We start from the raw sequence: 20,335 nt of genomic DNA on the forward strand, positions 1-20,335 counted from the left end.
GCAAGATCAGACGGTGCAGGGTCGGACGGTGCAGGGTCGGAAGGGCTCAGCGACGATGTCGGTCCGTCAGCGCGTACGCGGCCAGCAGGCACAGACCGCACCCCGGCACCCAGGCGAGCTGGTACCAGTAGAAGAACGGCGTGCCCGCCAGGCGCGGCTCCGCACCGGCGTACATCGGGACCCACAGCAGTCCCGCGGCGGGGGCGAGCAGCAGTACGGCGATCGCGACGCGCCGTAGCCGGTGATGACCGGTCCGTGCCATGACCTGCGCTCCTCTCCCCTTCGCTGTGGGTCTGTGCAAGAGTTGCCCACCTCCCGCGGACGGTTGACAGCGAATTCCGGGGAGATTTCCCGCCGATGTCCGTCATCCGAACCGGCGGTGAGCGCAACTAATGCGCGAGGGCACAGCCATCCCCGCGCACACACCCGGGGCACACCAAGGACGGTGACCATGGCCGACGGCGCCATGACCGCGACGTTCCTCGCCGTGATCGGCGGGGCGTCGCTGCTCGCCGTGACCGCGCGCCGGCTGCGCCCCAGCGACCGGCTGCCGTCCCTGGAGGGCTGGGCGCTGGCCGACCGGAGCCTCGGCCCGGTGTGGACCTGGCTGCTGCTCGGCGGCACGATCTTCACCGCGTACACCTTCACGGCCGTACCGGGACTGGCGTACGGCAACGGCGCGGCGGCCTTCTTCGCGGTGCCGTACACGGTGATCGTGTGCCCGATCGCGTTCGTGCTGCTCAGCCGCCTGGGCGAGGTGGCCCGCCGGCACGGCTACATCACCGCCGCCGACTTCGTGCGCGGCCGCTACGGCTCGGCGCCGCTGGCCCTGGTGGTCGCGCTGACCGGGATCCTGGCGACGATGCCGTACCTGGCGCTCCAGCTGCTCGGGATAAGGGCCGTACTGACCGCGGGTGGCGTGTATCCGAAGGGCGCGACCGGTGATCTGGTGATGGTGGCGCTGTTCGCGGGGCTCGCGGTGGCCACCTACCGGCACGGGCTGCGGGCGCCCACCGTGATCTCCGCGCTCAAGGCGGTCGCGGTCTTCGTCTCGCTCACCGCCGTGACGTGGCTGGTCCTGGAACGGCTCGGCGGACCGGGCGCGGTGTTCGACGGCGCAGCCGAACGCCTCGGCGGCCCTGCCCTGCTCCTCTCCCCCGAGCAGCAGCCCGCCTACGCCACCCTCGCCCTCGGCTCCGCGCTCGCCCTGCTGATGTACCCGCACGTCCTGACCGCCGGTTTCGCCGCCGACGGTCCGCGCACCCTGCGCAAGGTGGCCGTGGCCCTGCCCGCCTGGACGGGGCTGCTCGCGCTCTTCGGGTTCCTGGGCGTCGCGGCGCTCGCGGCCGGGGTGCGGGCGCCGGAGGGCGGCGCCGAGACGGCCGTACCGATGCTGGTGGACCGGCTGATGCCGGGGCCGCTGGCCGGGCTGGTGTTCGGCGCGATCACCGTGGGGGCGCTGGTCCCGGCGGCGGTGATGTCGATCGCGGCGGCCACCAGCTTCGTCCGCAATGTGTACGTCGAGTACGTGCACCCGACCGCCACGCCCAAGCGGCAGGTGCGGATCGCCAAGGCGGTGTCGCTGACGGCGAAGGTCGGCGCGGTCGCCTTCGTGTTCGGGCTGCGCGACCAGGACGCGATCAACCTCCAGCTCCTCGGCGGGGTCTGGATCCTGCAGATCTTCCCGGCCGTCGCCGTGGGCCTGTTCACCGGGCGGCTGCACCCGCGGGCGCTGCTCGCGGGGTGGGCGGTGGGGATGCTCGCCGGCACCTTCCTCGTCGTGCGCGAGGGGTTCTCGTCGATCGGCGCGGGGCCCTTCCAGATCTACGCCGGTCTCGTCGCCCTGCTGCTGAACCTGACCGTCGCCCTGGCCGGGACCGCGGCCCTCGAACGGCTCGGCGTCCCGCGCGGCGCCGACCTGACCGACCTACCGTCGCGCCTGACCGTCAGGCGGCGCCCCGAGACGGGAGCGAACAACCCGTGAGACAGCATCTGAGACACGGCACCGCCGTACCCGTCCCGCTCGCGCCCGCGGCGGCCGATCCGGCCGAGCTGGAACGCGAGGCCGGAGTGGCCCGGCTGTTCGAGCTGCACTACGCGTCGATGCTCCGGCTCGCCGTGCTGCTCGGCGCCGACGACCCGGAGAACGTGGTCGCCGAGGCCTACTACCAGATCTACCGGAAGTGGCGGCGGCTGCGGGACACCGAGGCGGCGGAGGCCTATCTGCGCTCCACCGTCTGCAACCTGACCCGGATGCGGATACGGCACCTCCAGGTGGCCCGCAAGCACGTCGAGGCACCGCCGACCGAGCTCGTGGCCTCCGCGGAGAGCACCGCGCTCCTCCACGACGACCAGCGCGTCCTCATCGACGCGCTCCAGCAGCTGCCCGCCCGGCAGCGCGAAGCACTGGTGCTGCGGCACTGGCTCGGCCTGAAGGAGGGCGAGATCGCCTCCGCGATGGGGATCTCCAGCGGCTCCGTCAAGACCCACACGGCACGCGGCCTGGCCGCCCTGACCCAGGCGATGGAGGCCCGGCGATGACACACCGAGACGCGACCGAGTCGCGCACCGCGCAGGAACTCCAGGAGGCCCTCGCCGCGCTGGCGGGCGGGGTGCACGCGGCCCCCGACGCCTATCGCACGGCACGCGGCGAGTGGCTGCGCCGCGAACGCCGCCGTCGGCTCGTCCTCACCGTCCTCATCGCGGTCGTGTTCGCGCTGGCGACGCTGATCGGGCTGTGGGTGCTGAACCAGACACCGGCGCACTCGGGGGTGATCTTCTCCGGGACAGCCGCTTCACTCCCCCGGCCGCACCCCTGATTGCCCCCGCGACCAGCAGGGAAACCGCACTGCGTGCACCCCCGAACCCCACCGGCTCACCGGATCCCCCGTATCGAGGACTACGCCCTCGTCGGCGACGAACAGACCGCCGCCCTGATCGGCACGGACGGCTCCGTGGACTGGCTGTGCCTGCCCCGCTTCGACTCGGCGGCCTGCTTCGCGCGGCTGCTCGGCGACGAGGAGAACGGCCACTGGCGGATCGCCCCCGAGGGCGCGGACCGGTGCACCAGGCGCGGCTACCGTCCCGGCACCCTCGTCCTGGACACCGAGTGGGAGACCGACGAGGGCGCGGTGCGGGTCACCGACCTGATGCCGCAGCGCGACGTCGCCCCCGACCTCGTACGGGTCGTGGAAGGGCTGCGCGGCCGGGTCACCGTGCGCAGCACGCTCCGGCTGCGCTTCGAGTACGGCTCGATCGTGCCCTGGGTCCGCCGCGTCGACGAGCAGCGGGTGGCGATCGCGGGGCCCGACTCGACGTGGCTGCGCAGCGTGCCCCCGGTGCGCACCTGGGGCGAACACCTCGCGACGCACTCGGAGTTCACCGTCGAGGAGGGGGAGAAGGTCGCCTTCGTCCTCACCTGGCACCCCTCGCACGAACCGCGCCCGCCGCTGTCCGACCCGTTCGAGACGCTGGAGAGCAGCGTGGCCGACTGGCAGGAGTGGTCGGCGCGCTGCCGCTACGACGGGCCGCACCGGGACGCCGTCATCCGCTCCCTGATCACCCTCAAGGCGCTCACCTACCGCCCGACCGGCGGCATCGTGGCCGCGGCCACCACCTCGCTGCCGGAGGAGCTGGGCGGGGTGCGCAACTGGGACTACCGCTACTGCTGGCTGCGCGACTCCACCCTAACCCTGGCCGTCCTGGTGCAGTGCGGCTATCTGGAGGAGGCCGAGGCCTGGCGGAACTGGCTGCTGCGCGCGGTCGCCGGCGACCCGGCGGACCTCCAGATCATGTACGGCGTCGCGGGCGAGCGGCGGCTCCCCGAGTTCGAACTGCCGTGGCTCTCCGGCTTCGGCGGCTCCCGGCCGGTCCGCATCGGCAACGAGGCCGTCAAACAGCTCCAGCTGGACGTGTACGGCGAGGTCATGGACTCGCTGTCACTGGCCCGGCGGGCCGGACTGCCCGCCATCCCGCACATGTGGTCCCTGCAGAGCGTGCTGCTGGACTTCCTCCGCTCCTCCTGGCGGCAGCCGGACGAGGGGATCTGGGAGGTGCGCGGCGGCCGCCGCGACTTCGTCCACTCGAAGATCATGGTGTGGGTCGCCGCCGACCGCGCGGTGCGTGCCCTGGAGGCCTTCCCGAATCTGACCGGTGACCTGGACGGCTGGCGCGCGCTGCGCGAGGAGGTCCACCGCGAGGTCTGCGAGAAGGGCTACGACCCCGGACGCAACACCTTCACCCAGTACTACGGCTCCCGCGAACTCGACGCGTCCCTGCTGCTGATCCCCCGCGTCGGCTTCCTGCCCGCCGACGACCCCCGGGTCGTCGGCACCATCGACGCGGTCCGCGCGGAGCTGGAGCACGGCGGATTCGTACGGCGGTACAGCGCCGAGGAGACCCCGGTGGACGGGCTGCCCGGCGGCGAGGGCACCTTCCTGGTGTGCTCGTTCTGGCTCGCCGACGCGCTGCACATGACGGGCCGCAGGAAGGAGGCGCGGGACCTCTTCGAGCGGCTGCTGGGGCTGGCCAACGACGTGGGGCTGCTGTCCGAGGAGTACGACCCGGTGGCCGGAGCGCAGCTAGGGAACTTCCCGCAGGCGTTCAGTCACATCGGACTGGTGAACACCGCCCTCACCCTCTTCGGGGGCGAGGAGGCAGGATAGGGGTCATGGATCTTGGGCTGAAGGACCGTGTGTACGTCGTCACCGGAGCGACCCGTGGGCTCGGCAACGCGGCCGCGCGTGCGCTGGTCGCGGACGGGGCGAAGGTCGTGGTGACCGGGCGGGACGAGTCGCGTGCGCCGGCCGCGGCGGCGGAGCTGGGGCCGAACGCGGTGGGGGTGGGCGTCGACAACGCCGATCCGGCGGCGGCGGAACGGCTGATCGCGGTGGCGCGGGAGAACTTCGGCGGCTTCGACGGAATGCTGATCAGTGTGGGCGGGCCCGCGCCCGGCTTTGTCGCGGACAACACGGACGAGCAGTGGGAGAACGCGTTCGAGTCGGTGTTCCTGGGTGCCGTCCGGCTGGCCCGTGCGGCTGCGGCGGAGTTGGAGGAGGGGGGCGTCATCGGGTTCGTGCTGTCCGGGTCGGTGCACGAGCCGATTCCCGGGCTGACCATTTCGAACGGGCTGCGGCCCGGTCTTGCCGGGTTCGCGAAGTCGCTCGCGGACGAGTTGGGGCCGCGGGGGATTCGGGTCGTCGGATTGCTGCCGTCGCGTATCGACACGGATCGCGTGCGGGAGCTGGACGGGATGTCGGCTGATCCTGAGGCCACCCGGGCTGCGAACGAGTCCCGGATTCCGTTGCGGCGGTACGGGACGCCGGAGGAGTTCGGGCGGGTGTCGGCGTTTTTGCTGTCGCCGGCTGCTTCCTATTTGACCGGCATCATGTTGCCGGTTGATGGGGGGATGCGGCATGGGTTTTAGCTGCGGGCCGGTGGGGGTTGATCGCGCAGTTCCCCGCGCCCCTGAATGCCCTTAACTGACCCTTTCTGCTTTGTGCTTCACGCCGGTCATCCTCACCTCGGCCGGGAGTGACTCCAGCCCCGCCGAGTTGCGGGCGTGGGTCAGCGCCTCTGTCGTGAGGTAGTTCAGGGCTGTTCCGGGGTCCGCGTGTGGTTCCAACTGGAGGCGTACGCGGGTCTCTGGGGCGTCCGGGCGGCCGGTCAGGTGGGCGTGGGCCCGGTGGACGCCGTCCAACTCGGCGGCCTCGCCTTCGAGTACGCCCTCCAGTGCCCGTCCCCTCAGCAGCGCGCCCTCGCCGTCGCCCGTGTCGACCCGGACCTCCGTGAGCCGGCGCCTGCGGAGGACCGCCGTCAGCCACCACAGGGTCAGGAGGACCACGAGGGCCAGTGCGGCGATGACCGTCGGCCACCACCAGCCCTCGCTGTCCCAGCGGGTGCGTTCGGCGTCGCTCAGCAGCACGTCGTTCTTGCCGTCGTGGATCCACCAGGAGGGCGGCTTCACGCCGAGGCCGACGGCGAGCACCGAGCCGCCCAGGACGAGCAGCACCAGCCCCACCAGGCCGATCAGTACGCGGTTGACGGTCCTGCGCATCGCTCTCAGCCCTTCTTCCTGGTCGTGCGGGCCACGTGCACCGACAGGGCGGGAGGCCGGGACAGGCCCAGTCCCCTGATCGCCTCGGCCAGGGCCACGTCCAGGTCGGCGCGGACGTCGTCCAGTTCGCGGAAGTGGGAGACCGCGCGGACGTCGGCCTTCTTCCGGCGCGTGCGGACCCGTACGGACTGCACGCCGGCCACCTCCATGGCCCGGTCGCGCAGGACCATGGCGGCCGCGTCGCGGTGGAGGCCGGCGCGGACGTCGGGGTGGGTGCGGTGCATCGGGAGGACCGCGCGCAGGCCGGGGGTCACGGCCAGGAGGATCAGCCACAGGCCCAGGGCCGCGGCGACGCCCGCGCCGACCAGGACCCAGGTGTCGTCCAGGGGGCGTTCGGCGAGCTGCCGGGCGAGTTCGCGGCGCCAGTGCATGGCCGGCCGGTTGGCCCGGACGGCTGCGATGTCGTAGAGGAAGACGCCCGCGGTCAGCAGGAGCAGCAGCGCGACGATGCCCGCGGGGACTCTGCGCGCCGACCAGAAGCGGCGTTCGGTGCCGCCCGTCGCGCCCTCCTGGACCGGTGGTGGTCCGTACGCGGCGGCCGACGCGGACTGGCCGCGCTCGTCCGGTTCGGCCGCCCGTTCGATGACCGGCAGTCGTTGTGTGGTGCCCTCGGAGCCCTGGGGCTCGCTCATCGCGTCCTCCCCTGTGCCACGCCGTGCGCCTGTGCCGGATGCAGCCGCTCCACCTGGACGGCGACCTCCGACACCTCCATGCCCACCAACGCGACTACCCGCTCGACCACTTGATGACGCACCTCTCGGCAACGCGTCCCGATGTCGCAGGGGTAGTCGAGTTCCAGGTGCATGCGGACGCGGGCCAGGCCGTGGTGGACGACGACGGTGGCGTACGGGGGTTCGGCCTCGGCGGGGAGGGCTCCGAGCGCCTCGCGGGCCGCCTGTCCCGCGATCTTCGCGACCACGCGGTCGGCGATACGGGTCGCGCCCCGCTCGCCGGGTGCCACGGTGGTGGCGGTCAGGGGTCTGCGAAGCTCGCCCGCCTCGCCGGTCTCGCTGTTCACGGGTGTCATCGCCGCCGGTCGTCACGGCTGCGGAAGAAGTCGCCGACCTCCAGGTCCCCCTCCAGGAACCGGCCGACCACGAAACCGATGGCGCCCAGCGCCGCCACCAGCAGAAAGGCACCGAATCCGCCGAAATACCCCGCGAAGCCCAGCGCCATGCCGGCGATCATGCCGACCACGGCCATGCTCATCGTGCGCTCCCTAAAGGTCCCTCAAGGTGTGGTGTGACTACTGGATCCGGGGTTCCGGCTCCTCGTCCTCCTCGTCGGGCAGCTTCACATCGCTCACCGCGATGTTGACCTCGACGACCTCCAGGCCGGTCATCCGTTCGACAGCGGCCACGACGTTCTCCCGGACGGCCTTGGCCACGTCCGCGATCGAGACGCCGTAGTCGACGACGATCTCCAGGTCGAGCGCGGTCTGCACCTCGCCGACCTCGGCCTTGACCCCTCGGGTCACGGACTTGGAGCCGCCGGGCACCCGGTCGCGCACGGCGCCGAAGGTGCGGCTCAGTCCGCTGCCCATGGCGTGCACGCCGAGGACGTCACGGGCCGCGAGCCCCGCGATCTTCTCCACGACCCCGTCGGCGATGGTGGTCCGGCCCCGGGTCGCCGGGTCCCCGCCGCCGCGCCTGGTGGCCTTGCGCAGCTGCGGCTCCGCCTCGGTGCTCTGTGTCATGTCGGTCATCGTCGTCACCCCTTCCGGTGGTCCTCCTTCGACCACGGTATGTGCGCCGGCGGGATCTCGCGCCGGAGATGCGGCAGGCTGGAGCAATGACGGCGGAGCAGTGGGCACGGACGGTGCGGCATCAGCTCGGGCTGGGCAGGCTGCTGCCCCTGGGTGGGCCGCGCGACGGAGCGTGGGTCTCCGAGGAGGCGGCCGCGGCGGTGCTGCGGGCCGCCGTGGAAGGGCTGCGGGACGTACGGCTGGGCGGGGTGCGCATCGGCCTCGCCGATCCGGCGGACGCCCGCGAACCCGCCGTACCGCCACCGCCGAGCGCGTTGCCGCCCGGTCCGCTGCGGCTGACGGCGGATGTCGAGGCCGCGCTGTCGCAGCCGGTGCCGGTGACGGCGGAGCGGCTGCGCTCGACGCTGGCCCGGACGGCGACCGGGGCACTGGGGCTGGAGATCGGTGAGGTGGACCTGCGGGTGACGGGTCTGTTCGACGAGGAGCCGCCTCGGGCACGGCAGCCGGAGGAGCCCCGCCTGGTGGAGCCGGCCGGCTCCGGTGACGAGGGCCGGGCGGGTGAGGCCGCGCTGGCGGTGCCCGGGGTGGCCGGACTGACCGGCCTGCTGGGACGGCCCGTGCAGATCACCGAGCGGGAGTCCGGGGGTGCGCTGCCACGCCGCCATGTCCGGGTCGAGCTGGCGGTGGACCGCCGGGCACTGGACGTGGCCCGAGCGGTCCGCGCGGAGGTGGAGCGGGCATGGCCCGATCACCCGACGGTGGCCGTGCTGGTGACGGCCGTGACGGGTTAGTCGCCTACGCCGGCCAGGTCCCGCAGTCGGCGGGTCTGGGCTGCCCGTTCGGCGGCGCGCTGCTCGTCGTAGGTGCGGTCCTGGGCTCCGCGCAGCAGGGCCTTGGTCTCGATGACCGCGTCGCGGGGGGCGGCGAGGAGCGCGGCCGCCAGGTCGTGCACCGCGCCGTCGAGCTGGTCGAGGGGTACGGCGATGTTGGCCAGGCCGGTGCTCACCGCTTCCTCGGCCGTGACGAAGCGCCCGGTGGCGCAGATCTCCAGCGCCCGGGCGTAGCCGACGAGGCCCACCAGGGGGTGGGTGCCGGTGAGGTCGGGGACCAGGCCGAGGCCGGTCTCGCGCATGGCGAACTGCACGTCGTCGGCGACGACGCGCAGGTCACAGGCGAGGGCCAGTTGGAAGCCCGCCCCGATGGCGTGCCCCTGTACGGCGGCGATGGACACGACGTCACTGCGCCGCCACCAGGTGAAGCCCTCCTGGAAGTCCGCGATGGCAGCGTCGAGTTCGGCGTCGCCACTGCGGGCGAGGTCGATGAACGACGGCTCGCCCTCGATCCCTTCGGGCGTGAACATCTGCCGGTCGAGCCCGGCGGAGAAGGACTTGCCCTCACCACGCAGGACCACGACCCGGACGGAGCCCGGCAGCAGCCGGCCGGCCTCGGCAAGGGCACGCCACAGAGCGGGGCTCTGGGCGTTGCGCTTGGCCGGGTTGGTCAGCGTCACCGTGGCGAGGGTGTCCTCGACGGTGAGCCGTACGCCGTCCTTGTCGAGCAGGGGAACTGATTCCTGGCCGTCCTGGCTGGACGTGGCCATAGGGCGCCTCCGATGCGTGCGGTCAGCAGAGCGATGCTAAGTGACTGCACAGTAACCACCCGGTCGCTCGGTCGACCGACCGGGTGGTCACCATCGAAGCCGATGGGCCGCCCGGTTCAGGACGATGCGGCCTTCTTGCCCCGCGTCGCTCCGCCACGCCCACGAAGCGTGACGCCCGATTCGCTGAGCATCCGGTGTACGAAGCCATACGAGCGGCCGGTTTCCTCGGCCAGTGCCCGAATGCTCGCACCGGAGTCGTACTTCTTCTTCAGGTCTGCCGCGAGCTTGTCGCGCGCGGCGCCGGTCACCCGGCTGCCCTTCTTCAGAGTCTCGGCCACCCGTGCCTCCTCATGGGAAGTGCGCTCTGGTCTCCTCATGATCACCCCTCCGGGCGTTCATGGCCACCCATTCGGCAAGGTCCGTAAGACAGGGTTTTGACGACAGGAGCGAGTCCCCACATACGGAATCTGTGATTCCACCCGGGCGCGTTCGTACCGCCGAACGGGTTCTTTTGTGAAGCTCCAGGTCAGAGACGCGCAGCGGCCGAGCCCTTGTCGATGAAGGGCTCGGCCGCGAAATGGATGTAGGACACACTTCGGTACGAGGAGATCTCACACAGATGATGGATCACCGGTAGGCCGAATGATCCATACGCCGTGGATCACGCTTTCGATCAAGCGGTGCTGACTTACGCGAGGGCGACGAGGTCCGCGTAGTCGGCGCCCCACAGGTCCTCGACGCCGTCCGGCAGCAGGATGATCCGCTCCGGCTGGAGCGCCTCGACGGCGCCCTCGTCGTGGGTGACCAGGACCACCGCGCCCTTGTAGGTGCGCAGCGCGCCGAGGATCTCCTCGCGGCTGGCCGGGTCGAGGTTGTTGGTGGGCTCGTCGAGGAGCAGGACGTTGGCCGAGGAGACGACCAGGGTGGCGAGGGCGAGGCGGGTCTTCTCGCCGCCGGAGAGGACCCCGGCCGGCTTGTCGACGTCGTCGCCGGAGAACAGGAAGGAGCCGAGCGTCTTGCGCACCTCGACGAGGTCGAGGTCGGGGGCCGCCGAGCGCATGTTCTCCAGGACCGTGCGCTCAGGGTCGAGGGTCTCGTGCTCCTGGGCGTAGTAGCCGAGCTTGAGGCCGTGACCGGGCACGACCGCGCCGGTGTCGGGCTGCTCGGTGCCGGCCAGCAGGCGCAGCAGGGTCGTCTTGCCCGCGCCGTTGAGGCCCAGGATGACCACCCGGGAGCCCTTGTCGATGGCCAGGTCGACGTCGGTGAAGATCTCCAGCGAGCCGTACGACTTCGACAGGCCCTCCGCCATCAGCGGGGTCTTGCCGCAGGGCGCGGGCTCGGGGAAGCGCAGCTTGGCGACCTTGTCCTGCTGGCGCACCGCCTCCAGGCCGGACAGCAGCTTGTCGGCACGCTTGGCCATGTTCTGTGCGGCGACCGTCTTGGTGGCCTTGGCGCGCATCTTGTCGGCCTGCGAGTGCAGGGCGGCGGCCTTCTTCTCGGCGTTCTGCCGCTCGCGCTTCCGGCGCTTCTCGTCGGCCTCGCGCTGCTGCTGGTAGAGCTTCCAGCCCATGTTGTAGACGTCGATCTGGGCGCGGTTGGCGTCCAGGTAGAACACCTTGTTGACGACCGTCTCGACCAGGTCGACGTCGTGGGAGATCACGATGAAGCCGCCGCGGTAGGTCTTCAGGTAGTCGCGCAGCCAGACGATCGAGTCCGCGTCGAGGTGGTTGGTGGGCTCGTCGAGGAGCAGGGTGTCGGCGTCGGAGAAGAGGATCCGGGCCAGTTCGATACGGCGGCGCTGACCACCGGAGAGGGTGTGCAGGGGCTGGCCCAGCACCCGGTCGGGGAGGTTCAGCGCGGCGGCGATGGTGGCGGCCTCGGCCTCGGCGGCGTACCCGCCCTTGGTGAGGAACTCCGTCTCCTGGCGCTCGTACTGCCTGAGGGCCTTCTCGCGGGTGGCGCCCTGGCCGTTCGCGATCCGCTGCTCGTTGTCCCGCATCTTCTTCAGCAGGACGTCGAGGCCGCGCGCGGAGAGGATGCGGTCGCGGGCGAGCACGTCGAGGTCGCCGGTGCGGGGGTCCTGGGGGAGGTAGCCGACCTCGCCGGAGCGGGTGATCTGGCCCGCGGCCGGGATGCCCTCGCCGGCGAGGCACTTGGTCAGGGTGGTCTTCCCCGCGCCGTTGCGACCGACCAGACCGATGCGGTCGCCCTTGGCGACTCGGAAGGTGGCGGACTCGATGAGGACTCGGGCGCCGGCGCGCAGCTCGATACCGGAGGCGGAGATCACGGACAGACTCCAGGGGCGGGTTGTGTGGCGGGTGGGCGGCTGAGGACGTTCCCGCCGTCTAATGCGCGAGGAGAATGGCCATGAGGCCAAGTCTAACGGGGCCGTGCAAGCACTTTTTCTGGGTTCGGGTGTTCGGTTGGTCTCGCTCCGGGTATCCGGTCGGTCCCGTCGCGGTCCCCCGTTCGGGCGAGTGGCCGAGGTCGGAGAAGGGCCGCCGGGCGAGGATGCCCTGCGGGGGCCGGTGCGCGCAGAGGGCGGTGGCATGCAGTTCGACGACGACGCCAGGCTGGACACCTCCGAGGTGCAGGATGTGCGCGGCAGCCGCATCCCCGGCGGGAGGGCGACCATCGGCGGTGGCATCGGCGGGCTGATCGTCCTGCTCCTCGGTCTCTTCCTGGGCGTCGGCCCGGACCAGCTCGACCTCACCGACGGCGGCGGACAGCCCGCCGCCACGGCCTCCGGGCTCGCGCAGGTCGAGCGGGAGTGCCGCACCGGGCAGGACGCGAACACCCGCGACGACTGCCGCATGGTGGCGGTGGTCAACAGCGTCCAGGACTACTGGGACCAGGAGTTCACCCGGCGCGGCGCCTCCTACGACCACTCCCCCACGGTCTTCTTCAGCGAGCGGGTCGGCACCGCGTGCGGCTCGGCGAGCTCGGCGGTCGGGCCGTTCTACTGCCCGGGTGACCGGAAGGTCTATCTGGACCTCGGGTTCTTCGACGAGCTGCGCTCCAAGTTCGGGGCCACGGGCGGGCCGTTCGCGCAGGCGTACGTCGTGGCCCACGAGTACGGGCACCACGTGCAGGACCTGACGGGCACGCTGAGCCGGTCGCAGGACGGGCGCACGGGCGCCGGCAGCAACGCGGTGCGGGTGGAGCTCCAGGCGGACTGCTACGCGGGCGTGTGGGCACGGCACGCGACCACGACGAAGGACGAGTCGACGGGACGGCCGCTCATCACGAGCCTGACCGACGCGGACATCACCGACGGCCTGGACGCGGCGGCGGCCGTGGGCGACGACCGGATCCAGGAGCGGTTCCAGGGGCGGGTGACACCGGAGTCGTGGACGCACGGGTCGGCCGCGCAGCGGCAGCAGTGGTTTCGGCAGGGCTACGAGTCGGGCGACACGGCCCGCTGCGACACGTTCCGCTGAGCGGCGTCCTGCCTGGTCACAGGCGATTGTCAGTGGTCGCTGCAAGACTGTTTCGCAGAGGGGACCACGGCACTCGGCTCACGAGGGAGTGATCGGCATGACGGGAACGAGCGGCACGCGTCCGAGCATCTACCCGACCCTGCTGTACGCCGACGCGAAGGCGGCGATCAAACAGCTGACGGAGGTGTTCGGGTTCACCCAGTCGTCGGTGTACGAGGGCGAGGACGGCATGGTGATGCACGCCGAACTGGTGCAGGGCAACGGCGCGGTGATGCTCGGCTCGAAGGGCCGCGGCGGCCTCTTCGACGCGGCGATGAAAGAGGCGGGCACGACCGGGGTGTACGTCGTCGTGGACGACGTCGACGCACACCACCGCCGCGCCGTGGAGCACGGCGCGGAGATCCTGATGCCCCCGACGGACCAGGACTACGGCTCCCGGGACTACATGGCCCGGGACGCCGAGGGCAATGTCTGGAGCTTCGGTACCTACGCTCCGGAGATACCCGCCTGACTCACCCTCCGGTGTGCACCTGGAAGGCGGCGCGGCGGACGGCCTTGGCGAGGGCCGGGTCGGGATGGGCGGCGGCGAGGGCGACCAGGACCTGCACGGTGCGCGGGTGGCCCACGGCCCGGACCTCGTCGAGGAGTTGGGGGACGGTCGGCTGCACGGCGGACTCCAGGTGGCGCACCAGCATCGGGGCCTCGCCGTGGTCCGCGACGGCGGCAGCCGTGTCGACCCACAGCCAGGTGGCCTCCTCCCGGGTGAGCACCTCGTGGGCGTCCTCCGGGTCGATGCCGTCGTGCTCGGCCAGCCACAGCAGGGCGTACGGCCGCAGGGTGGGCTCGTCGGCCACCGAGCGGACGTCGGGCTCGGCGGGGGCGCCGACGACCCGCAGCGCCTCGAAGGCGAGGCCGCGCAGCAGGGCGTCGTCACCGCGGGCGGCGCCGAGCAGCTCGGTGACGGCGCTGCCGACAGGGCGGGCGGCGAGCCAGGCGCGGTACTCGGCGCGGGCCGCGTTGGGGCGCAGCTGGGCGCAGCCGCGGAGCATCTCGTCGGCGGCGACCTCGATGTTGCCGGCGGGGCTCTGCGCGGCCACGCAGATCTGCTCCAGCTTGACCCACACCGCCCAGCTGCCGAGCGGGGTGAGGGTGGCCTGGCCGTCGCCGTAGGTCAGGGCGCCCACGGAGGCGAGGGCATGCAGGGCCCAGTCGAGGAGGGGGGCGAGCGGGGCGTCCTGGGGCTCCGGCGCCTCGGGCTCCGCCACGGGCTCCGGCTGGGGGCCGTAGGGGATCTCGCAGCGCTCGGTGCGCAGTTCGGTGACGCGCTGCTCCAGGAGGTCCAGGAGCTGCTCCACCGGGACGGGTCCGGCGGACAGCTGGAGGAAGGAGAGCACCTGGGGCATGGCCGAGACGACCTCGGCGACGGCGGCGGGCTCATGGCCGGTGGGTTCCGGGGAGGCGAGCGACCAGGCGTCGAAGAGGGCGACCCAGCCGCGCAGCACGGCACTGTCGTCCCGGTCCCAGGCGCGCAGCCGCCAGCCCGGGCGGGCCCGGTCCCCGTGCACCTCGACCAGGCCGGCGAGGCGGGCGGTGTCCCAGTGGGCGCGGATCTGAGCCGCGGTCAGTCCGAGGTCCGCGGCCGCGCGTTCGGCTGTCTCGTCGGAGAGCGTGCCCTTGCCGTCGCTCGCGCTGTCGCCGCCGGGCCGTAGCGCGTGGTCGGCCCAGTGGGCGAGGCGGGCCGCGTCGGCGAGGCCGGAGCGCGCCATTCTGGCCAGTTCCGCGGGGGCCGGGGTGCCCTCCGGGGGGCGGGGCGCGGGGCGGCGAGGGCGCCGCTGGTTCACGGCTGTGGGGGCGGCGGCCAGGGGTCGCGGGCGGACGAGTCGAAGCCTGGAGTCGCGCGGGATACGGGACGTCACGGGTGCAGTCTTCCGGTTGACGGTCCGAAAACCCAAACGGAATGTCACCGCGGGCGACGGGGATGGCCAACGGCGGGGCCGCGCGGAGGGGTATACGCCGAGATCAGGCCAGTGGTACGGGCTTAAACGGAACGGGTGGGACCGGGGGGTGGGAGCGGGGTGCGGGGCGGGGGTGGGAGGGCGTGGGGTAGAGCGGGGACGGGGGCGGAGCGGGCGGGGGCGGGGCGAAGTGGGAGGGGGCGGATCGGCCCTCGGCGACGTACCGCACCGGGTGCTGGAGCTCGGTTGGGCCGGGGGCGGGAGCGAGGTGGGCCGGGGGTGGCGGCTGGGGGGTCGGAACGGGGCGGGGCGGCGCTCACATCAGTGGGGTGAGGAAGCGGCGGAGGGCTTCCTCGTAGGCGCTCGGGTCGGCGTTCCACATGGCGGCGTGGGGGGCCTGGTGGACCGTGTGGAGGGTGATCCGGTCGGGGTGGGTGGCGGCGAGACGGCGGGAGAGGTCCCAGGGGGCGATCGTGTCGTCCGGGCCGTGGAAGATCAGGGTGGGGGGCGGGGGCTCCGCCGGGCCCGTGGTGTCGGTCCGGTCCTGGTGCTCGGCGTGGGTGCGGTCGGCGTACAGCCCGGCGTGGTCGCTGGGCAGGCCGGTGCGGCCCTGGGCGGCGCGGACCGCGAGCGGGAGGAGGACGCCGGGGGTGTGGCGGGCCGCGGCGAGCGCGCGCAGGGTGCGCTCCCAGCTCAGCACCGGGGAGTCCAGGACGAGTCCCTTGACGCGGTGGCGCAGACCGGAGCGGGCGGCGGCGCGCAGGGCCATCGTGGCGCCGGTGGACCAGCCGTGCAGGACGAGTTGACGGGCGCCGTGGTCGACGGCGTAGCGCATCGCCGCGTCCAGGTCGTGCCACTCGGTCTCGCCGAAGTGGTGGAGGCCGTCGGGCGGGCGGGGGGCGCCGTCGTCGCCGCGGTAGGCGGGGGCGAGGACCGGGAAACGGTGGTGGTGCAGGAACTCCAGCACGTTCAGGGCGTGTTCGCGGGTCGGGCCGAGGCCGTGGACCGCGATGACCCAGGTGTTCCGGCCGCCGGGCACGAACCAGGCGGGCAGGGGGCCGAGTTCGCCGGGGATGTCGACGTCGGCCTGGTCGAGGCCGAGGGCGGACCGCGGGTCGCCGACGTGGATGTTCGGGGTGAGCCAGACCTTGTCGCCGGGTTGCAGGGTGCCGTGGGCGACGCGTTCCAGGCGGCGGACGACGGTGTCGGCGGAGTGGGGTTCCGTGGTGAGCACGGGGCCGATGACGGCGTGTGCGGCGTCGCCTGCGAGGCCGTAGGTGCCGGGGCGGAGTGCGGCGAGGTCTCTGGTGAGGGCGATGCGGCCGGCCGCGGTGGAGTGCACGGTGAGCCTTGGTTCACCGGGCAGGGGGCGGCCGGGTGGGGCCTTCAGTCCGGCGTCGCTGGCGATTCTGCCGGCGACGATGCCGGCGGCGGCTGCGGCTGCTGCGGCGAGGGCTGTGGTGACGGCGGCGGCCGTCGGTTTGACACTGCGCACGTGATTCAGTGTCGCGGGGGGAGGGGGGTGGGGCCAGTGGGCGGGGGCCTTCGGTGTCGGTGCGGCGTGGTGGGGGCGGGCGTTTTGCGCAGTTCCCCGCGCCCCTGAGAGGCCTGCGGCGGCCCGCGCGGCTTCGGTGGGGGCGTGTGTAGCGCGTGGGGTCCGGTGGGTGGGTCGGTGCCGGGGTGGGGGGTATCCGTCCTCGGTCCGGCGGCTCGGTCGCTTATGAGGGGCCCTGTAACGGACGCCGGCCGCTGCGGGCGGACACCCCCCACCCCGTCCCCTTCGCGCCGTCGGCGGCCAACGGTGCATGGGGGCGGACGCGGGCGGCGGACGGTCCCGTCGTGGCACAGGCCAACTGCAACCCCCTAGGGGCGCGGGGAACTGCGCGACCAGCCCCCACTCACCCGCACCCGCCCCACAACCGCACCCGGCACCCCCTCAGGCGCGCTGGCCATACCCCCGCAACCGCTCCCCCGCCTCCGCCACCTGTTCCTCCGTCAGGAGATGGGGGGTCAGGCCCGGTACCGATCGGGCCGTCAGCCAGAGGTGGGACATCCATTCCAGTTGGGCCGTGCGGTCGAAGGCCTGGGACAGGCTCGTGCCGTAGGCGATCGTGCCGTGGTTCTGGAGGAGGCAGGCGGAGCGGTTGGCCAGGGCTTGGAGCATGTTCTCGGCCAACTCGTCGGTGCCGTAGGTGGCGTAGGGGGCGACCCGGACGGGGCCGCCGAGGGCGCCGGTCATGTAGTGGATGGCGGGGAGTTCGGGGACGAGCGTGGAGACGGCCGTGGCGTGCACGGCGTGGGTGTGGACGATCGCGCGGGCGTCGGTGCTGCGGTAGACGGCGAGGTGCATGGGGAGTTCGCTGGTGGGGACGAGGGTGCCGAGGACCTGGTGGCCGTCCAGGTCGACGCCTGTCACGTCGGCGGGGGTGAGGCGGTCGTAGGGGACGCCCGACGGTGTGACGAGGACCGTGTTCCCGACGCGTACCGAGACGTTGCCGGAGGTGCCGACGACCAGGCCGTCGGAGACCGTCCGGCGGGCCGTGTCCACCAACTCGGCCCAGGCCCGCGCCTCGTCGGGGCGTGCGCCGCTCCCAGGTCGGACAACCCCTGCGTCCCGCGGATCCCGCTGTTCCTCAGCCATGCCCTGATCCTGCCAGCAGGGGTGCCCAGCCGTCGTAGGGCCGGGGGGAGTGCAGGGCGGAGGCGGGGCTTCCAGAAGGGCGCATTTCTGTATACGAGCCCCTCTCTCACGTCTTGGCCGGAGATCGTCCGCGATGTGGGGATCTTCCAGTAGCCTCTGGGCTTTGTCGTGCGCGACGCCATTCCAGGGGGACACATGGCCCGTGATCGCAAGGCTGCCCGTCACCGAACCCGCGCCCTGGCCCTGTGCGCGGCCGCGCTCACCGTGGGGGGCGTGGCGCTCGCCGGGGCGCCGGCCTCGGCAGCGGGGCTGCCCAAGGGGCACGACGTCTCTTCGCATCAGAAGAACGTCGACTGGCAGAAGGCCAGGGCCCAGGGGGCCCGGTTCGTCTACGTCAAGGCGACCGAGTCGACGAACTACCGCAGTCCGCACTTCGCCCAGCAGTACGACGGGGCGCGTGAGGCGGGCCTCGTCCGCGGGGCGTACCACTTCGCGCTGCCGGACAAGTCGTCGGGCACGGCGCAGGCCGCGTACTTCGTGCGCAACGGGGGTGCCTGGTCCGCGGACGGCTGGACGCTGCCGCCCGCGCTCGACATCGAATACAACCCGTACGACAAGAAGCGCAAGTGCTACGGCCTCGGCAAGGCGAGGATGGTCGGCTGGATCAAGGCGTTCAGCGACGAGGTCAGGCGGCTGACGGGGCGGCGGCCGGTGATCTACACGACCGCCCACTGGTGGAACACCTGCACGGGCGGCAGCGGCGCCTTCGCCTCGGACCACGCGCTGTGGGTGGCCCGCTACAACGCGGCGGGCGTGGGGGCGCTGCCCGGCGGGTGGTCGTACTGGACCATCTGGCAGTACGACAACAGCGGCAGCCTGCCGGGTGACCAGAATCTCTTCAACGGGTCGGCGAGTCAGCTGAAGCGGTTCGCCAGGGGGTCGTAGCCCTGGGGCGCGTGGGTCGGGCGGGGGCGGCGGGGTTCGGCCGGGCAAATGCCTGAGATTCCGGTCACCGTGCGGCCCGCCTCAGTTCATCTTCCGTTCACTCAGGTTACCTACCTTCAACGAGCCAATGACCTCGAACGATTGCCTGGGTAAATGGAAAACTTCTCGCTGATCCTCGCGATTGTGGTCGTAACCGCACTCGCGTTCGATTTCACGAACGGTTTCCACGACACCGCCAACGCGATGGCCACCACCATCTCGACCGGTGCACTCAAGCCCAAGGTCGCGGTGGCCATGTCCGCCGTGCTGAACCTTGTGGGCGCCTTCCTCTCCGTGGAGGTCGCCAACACGATCTCCAAGGGTCTCGTCGACGAGACCGGCATCCGTCCCGAGGTCATCTTCGCCGCGTTGGTCGGCGCGATCCTCTGGAACCTCCTGACCTGGCTGGTGGGCCTGCCCTCCAGTTCCTCGCACGCCCTCATGGGCGGTCTGATCGGCGCCACCATCGCCTCGGCGGGCTTCGGCGCGGTGCACGGCGACGCGCTGGTCACCAAGGTCCTGATCCCGGCGGTCGCGGCCCCGATCGTCGCGGGCGTCGCCGCCATGCTGGCCACCCGGCTCTCCTACTCGCTGGGGAAGAAGGCCGACGGCAAGGCCGCCGCGAAGGGCTACCGCACCGGCCAGATCGCCTCGGCCGGACTGGTCTCGCTGGCCCACGGCACCAACGACGCGCAGAAGACGATGGGCATCATCACCCTCGCCCTGGTCGCCGGCGGTGCCGTCGCCCCCGACTCGGACCCGCCCACCTGGGTCATCCTCTCGGCGGGCCTCGCCATCGCGCTCGGCACCTACCTCGGCGGCTGGCGCATCATCCGCACCATGGGCAAGGGCCTGACCGACCTCCAGCCGCAGCAGGGCTTCGCCGCCCAGACCAGCGCGGCCACCGTCATCCTGGCCTCCTCCCACCTCGGCTTCTCCCTCTCCACCACGCACTCCGTGTCCGGTTCGGTGATGGGCGCGGGCCTCGGCCGCAAGGGCGGGGTCGTGCGCTGGTCCACGGCCACCCGGATGTTCGTGGCCTGGGGCCTCACCCTCCCGGCGGCCGCCCTGGTGGGCGCGCTGGCCGAGTCGGTCACCGACCTCGGTGACTGGGGCACGGCGGTCGTGGCGGTCTTCCTCGTCGCCTCCAGCGCGGCGATCTGGAAGATCTCGCGGCGCGAGGTCGTGGACGCGTCCAACGTCAACGAGACCGACGAGCCGGCCGGTGTGGTGACCCAGGCGATCGCCGCCGTGACCCCGCCGCCCGCGGGCACCGTGACCGAGGACCTCACGGCCACGATCCCGGCCCCGCCCGCCACCACGGAACCGGCCGCCCCGCCGGCCGCCGTCTGAGCCCCCGGTACTAAGGAAGCCTCACCATGCAGATCGACTGGGAAGCCCTCGGCTCCGTCTTCGGCGTCAGCCTCGTCGTCACCGTGGGCCTCGTGGCCCTGTTCACCCTCGGCGTCATGGGCCTCTCCCGCCAGGAGCGGGCCACCGCCCAGGGCGGCTCGGCCGCTCTCGCGGTCACCGGCGCCTACGCCTGCTTCGCGGCCTGCGCGGCGGCGGTGGCGTACGGGATCTATCTCATCGTGGCCTGACGGCACGTCCGTCACTCGACGGCCGGGCGGGCACGGAACCTCGGTTTCCGTGCCCGCCCGGCCGTCTTGCATGACCGGTGGTGTGGGGTTCTGCACACTCCCCCGTCGCAGGTCAACAGCAAGTTGACGGGTCTCGAAGGCCCGTGGTGGACTGCCGGAGCCATATACGGCGGCAGAAGAGGAAGCCGGTGCGAATCCGGCGCGGTCCCGCCACTGTCACCGGGGTAGACACCCCCGGGAGCCAGGAACTCTCGCCGCCGGACTCGTCGAACCAGGGCGTGGACACCCTGAGTG

At 72.3% G+C, this 20,335-nt stretch carries 23 protein-coding genes and 1 riboswitch; of the genes, 11 read left to right on the forward strand and 12 right to left on the reverse strand.

Annotated elements, in window-relative coordinates; genetic code table 11:
* Positions 1-46: 46 nt before the first annotated feature.
* A complete protein-coding gene (locus AC2XR2_RS09740) occupies positions 47-262 on the reverse strand; it encodes a DUF3311 domain-containing protein (protein ID WP_057618211.1) in 216 nt (71 codons plus the stop codon).
* Between the two features lie 189 nt (positions 263-451).
* Here AC2XR2_RS09740 and AC2XR2_RS09745 point away from each other — a divergent pair, with 189 nt between their 5' ends.
* From AC2XR2_RS09745 to AC2XR2_RS09765, 5 genes are all read left to right on the forward strand, one after another.
* Positions 452-1,984 carry a sodium:solute symporter family protein gene (locus tag AC2XR2_RS09745; RefSeq protein WP_381303361.1) on the forward strand — a complete coding sequence of 511 codons (1,533 nt, stop codon included), beginning with the start codon at positions 452-454 and terminating at the stop codon, positions 1,982-1,984.
* Positions 1,981-2,541: a sigma-70 family RNA polymerase sigma factor gene (locus AC2XR2_RS09750; RefSeq protein WP_330267821.1), complete on the forward strand. Its 561-nt coding sequence runs from the start codon at positions 1,981-1,983 to the stop codon at positions 2,539-2,541. The genes AC2XR2_RS09745 and AC2XR2_RS09750 overlap by 4 nt, the downstream gene beginning before the upstream one ends.
* Positions 2,538-2,819 (forward strand): hypothetical protein, encoded by a 282-nt coding sequence (locus tag AC2XR2_RS09755; RefSeq protein WP_123988308.1) that lies wholly within the window; start codon positions 2,538-2,540, stop codon positions 2,817-2,819. The genes AC2XR2_RS09750 and AC2XR2_RS09755 overlap by 4 nt, the downstream gene beginning before the upstream one ends.
* Before the next feature lie 63 nt (positions 2,820-2,882).
* Positions 2,883-4,664 carry a glycoside hydrolase family 15 protein gene (locus AC2XR2_RS09760; RefSeq protein WP_491518426.1) on the forward strand — a complete coding sequence of 594 codons (1,782 nt, stop codon included), beginning with the start codon at positions 2,883-2,885 and terminating at the stop codon, positions 4,662-4,664.
* Between the two features lie 5 nt (positions 4,665-4,669).
* Positions 4,670-5,425, forward strand: coding sequence for an SDR family oxidoreductase (locus tag AC2XR2_RS09765; RefSeq protein ID WP_381303365.1), 756 nt, complete (start codon positions 4,670-4,672; stop codon positions 5,423-5,425).
* A gap of 51 nt (positions 5,426-5,476) precedes the next feature.
* On the opposite strand, the gene amaP is transcribed toward AC2XR2_RS09765, so the two are convergent.
* The 5 genes from amaP to AC2XR2_RS09790 are packed head-to-tail and all read right to left on the reverse strand — an operon-like array spanning position 5,477 to position 7,820.
* Complete coding sequence (gene amaP / locus AC2XR2_RS09770; protein WP_491514805.1) at positions 5,477-6,055, reverse strand: alkaline shock response membrane anchor protein AmaP; 579 nt, start codon at positions 6,053-6,055, stop codon at positions 5,477-5,479.
* A 5-nt stretch (positions 6,056-6,060) separates the two neighbouring features.
* Positions 6,061-6,747, reverse strand: a complete 687-nt coding sequence (locus tag AC2XR2_RS09775; RefSeq protein ID WP_491514806.1) for a DUF6286 domain-containing protein — start codon at positions 6,745-6,747, stop codon at positions 6,061-6,063.
* Complete coding sequence (locus AC2XR2_RS09780) at positions 6,744-7,142, reverse strand: Asp23/Gls24 family envelope stress response protein (RefSeq protein ID WP_491514807.1); 399 nt, start codon at positions 7,140-7,142, stop codon at positions 6,744-6,746. The genes AC2XR2_RS09775 and AC2XR2_RS09780 overlap by 4 nt, the downstream gene beginning before the upstream one ends.
* Positions 7,139-7,324, reverse strand: coding sequence for a hypothetical protein (locus AC2XR2_RS09785; RefSeq protein ID WP_123759874.1), 186 nt, complete (start codon positions 7,322-7,324; stop codon positions 7,139-7,141). The genes AC2XR2_RS09780 and AC2XR2_RS09785 overlap by 4 nt, the downstream gene beginning before the upstream one ends.
* Before the next feature lie 37 nt (positions 7,325-7,361).
* Positions 7,362-7,820, reverse strand: coding sequence for an Asp23/Gls24 family envelope stress response protein (locus tag AC2XR2_RS09790; protein WP_330267816.1), 459 nt, complete (start codon positions 7,818-7,820; stop codon positions 7,362-7,364).
* Between the two features lie 86 nt (positions 7,821-7,906).
* On the opposite strand from AC2XR2_RS09790, the gene AC2XR2_RS09795 reads away from it, so the two are divergent.
* Positions 7,907-8,611, forward strand: a complete 705-nt coding sequence (locus AC2XR2_RS09795; protein WP_449349463.1) for a nucleopolyhedrovirus P10 family protein — start codon at positions 7,907-7,909, stop codon at positions 8,609-8,611.
* On the opposite strand, the gene AC2XR2_RS09800 is transcribed toward AC2XR2_RS09795, so the two are convergent.
* The 3 genes from AC2XR2_RS09800 to AC2XR2_RS09810 all read right to left on the reverse strand — a co-directional run bounded on the left by AC2XR2_RS09800 (position 8,608) and on the right by AC2XR2_RS09810 (position 11,707).
* Positions 8,608-9,420, reverse strand: a complete 813-nt coding sequence (locus AC2XR2_RS09800) for an enoyl-CoA hydratase/isomerase family protein (RefSeq protein WP_491514808.1) — start codon at positions 9,418-9,420, stop codon at positions 8,608-8,610. The genes AC2XR2_RS09795 and AC2XR2_RS09800 overlap by 4 nt on opposite strands.
* Before the next feature lie 116 nt (positions 9,421-9,536).
* On the reverse strand, positions 9,537-9,758 hold the full coding sequence (locus tag AC2XR2_RS09805; RefSeq protein ID WP_004002281.1) for a helix-turn-helix domain-containing protein: 222 nt from the start codon (positions 9,756-9,758) through the stop codon (positions 9,537-9,539).
* A 350-nt stretch (positions 9,759-10,108) separates the two neighbouring features.
* A complete protein-coding gene (locus AC2XR2_RS09810; RefSeq protein WP_062024277.1) occupies positions 10,109-11,707 on the reverse strand; it encodes an ABC-F family ATP-binding cassette domain-containing protein in 1,599 nt (532 codons plus the stop codon).
* Positions 11,708-11,969: 262 nt separating this feature from the next.
* Between AC2XR2_RS09810 and ypfJ the strand changes: the two genes are divergently transcribed.
* Positions 11,970-12,860, forward strand: coding sequence for a KPN_02809 family neutral zinc metallopeptidase (gene ypfJ / locus AC2XR2_RS09815; protein WP_491514809.1), 891 nt, complete (start codon positions 11,970-11,972; stop codon positions 12,858-12,860).
* Positions 12,861-12,957: 97 nt separating this feature from the next.
* On the forward strand, positions 12,958-13,371 hold the full coding sequence (locus AC2XR2_RS09820; RefSeq protein ID WP_491514810.1) for a VOC family protein: 414 nt from the start codon (positions 12,958-12,960) through the stop codon (positions 13,369-13,371).
* 1 nt (position 13,372) lies between these two features.
* Here AC2XR2_RS09820 and AC2XR2_RS09825 read toward each other — a convergent pair whose 3' ends face one another.
* The 3 genes from AC2XR2_RS09825 to AC2XR2_RS09835 all read right to left on the reverse strand — a co-directional run bounded on the left by AC2XR2_RS09825 (position 13,373) and on the right by AC2XR2_RS09835 (position 17,456).
* Entirely contained in the window at positions 13,373-14,776 is a 1,404-nt protein-coding gene (locus AC2XR2_RS09825; RefSeq protein ID WP_449349460.1) for a hypothetical protein, read from the reverse strand.
* Positions 14,777-15,131: 355 nt separating this feature from the next.
* A complete protein-coding gene (locus tag AC2XR2_RS09830) occupies positions 15,132-16,310 on the reverse strand; it encodes an alpha/beta hydrolase (protein WP_491514811.1) in 1,179 nt (392 codons plus the stop codon).
* Between the two features lie 441 nt (positions 16,311-16,751).
* A complete protein-coding gene (locus tag AC2XR2_RS09835) occupies positions 16,752-17,456 on the reverse strand; it encodes a class II aldolase/adducin family protein (protein ID WP_491514812.1) in 705 nt (234 codons plus the stop codon).
* Positions 17,457-17,651: 195 nt separating this feature from the next.
* On the opposite strand from AC2XR2_RS09835, the gene AC2XR2_RS09840 reads away from it, so the two are divergent.
* The 3 genes from AC2XR2_RS09840 (at position 17,652) to AC2XR2_RS09850 (ending at position 20,041) form a co-directional block, all read left to right on the forward strand.
* Positions 17,652-18,401: a lysozyme gene (locus AC2XR2_RS09840; protein WP_381309169.1), complete on the forward strand. Its 750-nt coding sequence runs from the start codon at positions 17,652-17,654 to the stop codon at positions 18,399-18,401.
* 153 nt (positions 18,402-18,554) lie between these two features.
* Positions 18,555-19,793: an inorganic phosphate transporter gene (locus AC2XR2_RS09845; protein WP_123759884.1), complete on the forward strand. Its 1,239-nt coding sequence runs from the start codon at positions 18,555-18,557 to the stop codon at positions 19,791-19,793.
* 26 nt (positions 19,794-19,819) lie between these two features.
* Positions 19,820-20,041, forward strand: coding sequence for a hypothetical protein (locus tag AC2XR2_RS09850; protein WP_037708112.1), 222 nt, complete (start codon positions 19,820-19,822; stop codon positions 20,039-20,041).
* 130 nt (positions 20,042-20,171) lie between these two features.
* A riboswitch (cobalamin riboswitch) is annotated at positions 20,172-20,311 on the forward strand.
* Positions 20,312-20,335: the final 24 nt, after the last annotated feature.

Source organism: Streptomyces sp. LS-MS-L19 (assembly GCF_058382285.1).

Bases quoted from the DNA above. Each gene is read 5' to 3' on its own strand.
- AC2XR2_RS09740 (WP_057618211.1), bottom strand. From the start codon at position 262: ATGGCACGGACCGGTCATCACCGGCTACGGCGCGTCGCGATCGCCGTA.
- AC2XR2_RS09745 (WP_381303361.1), top strand. From the start codon at position 452: ATGGCCGACGGCGCCATGACCGCGACGTTCCTCGCCGTGATCGGCGGG.
- AC2XR2_RS09755 (WP_123988308.1), top strand. From the start codon at position 2,538: ATGACACACCGAGACGCGACCGAGTCGCGCACCGCGCAGGAACTCCAG.
- AC2XR2_RS09765 (WP_381303365.1), top strand. From the start codon at position 4,670: ATGGATCTTGGGCTGAAGGACCGTGTGTACGTCGTCACCGGAGCGACC.
- amaP (WP_491514805.1), bottom strand. From the start codon at position 6,055: ATGCGCAGGACCGTCAACCGCGTACTGATCGGCCTGGTGGGGCTGGTG.
- AC2XR2_RS09775 (WP_491514806.1), bottom strand. From the start codon at position 6,747: ATGAGCGAGCCCCAGGGCTCCGAGGGCACCACACAACGACTGCCGGTC.
- AC2XR2_RS09780 (WP_491514807.1), bottom strand. From the start codon at position 7,142: ATGACACCCGTGAACAGCGAGACCGGCGAGGCGGGCGAGCTTCGCAGA.
- AC2XR2_RS09785 (WP_123759874.1), bottom strand. From the start codon at position 7,324: ATGAGCATGGCCGTGGTCGGCATGATCGCCGGCATGGCGCTGGGCTTC.
- AC2XR2_RS09790 (WP_330267816.1), bottom strand. From the start codon at position 7,820: ATGACCGACATGACACAGAGCACCGAGGCGGAGCCGCAGCTGCGCAAG.
- AC2XR2_RS09795 (WP_449349463.1), top strand. From the start codon at position 7,907: ATGACGGCGGAGCAGTGGGCACGGACGGTGCGGCATCAGCTCGGGCTG.
- AC2XR2_RS09800 (WP_491514808.1), bottom strand. From the start codon at position 9,420: ATGGCCACGTCCAGCCAGGACGGCCAGGAATCAGTTCCCCTGCTCGAC.
- ypfJ (WP_491514809.1), top strand. From the start codon at position 11,970: ATGCAGTTCGACGACGACGCCAGGCTGGACACCTCCGAGGTGCAGGAT.
- AC2XR2_RS09820 (WP_491514810.1), top strand. From the start codon at position 12,958: ATGACGGGAACGAGCGGCACGCGTCCGAGCATCTACCCGACCCTGCTG.
- AC2XR2_RS09835 (WP_491514812.1), bottom strand. From the start codon at position 17,456: ATGGCTGAGGAACAGCGGGATCCGCGGGACGCAGGGGTTGTCCGACCT.
- AC2XR2_RS09840 (WP_381309169.1), top strand. From the start codon at position 17,652: ATGGCCCGTGATCGCAAGGCTGCCCGTCACCGAACCCGCGCCCTGGCC.
- AC2XR2_RS09845 (WP_123759884.1), top strand. From the start codon at position 18,555: ATGGAAAACTTCTCGCTGATCCTCGCGATTGTGGTCGTAACCGCACTC.
- AC2XR2_RS09850 (WP_037708112.1), top strand. From the start codon at position 19,820: ATGCAGATCGACTGGGAAGCCCTCGGCTCCGTCTTCGGCGTCAGCCTC.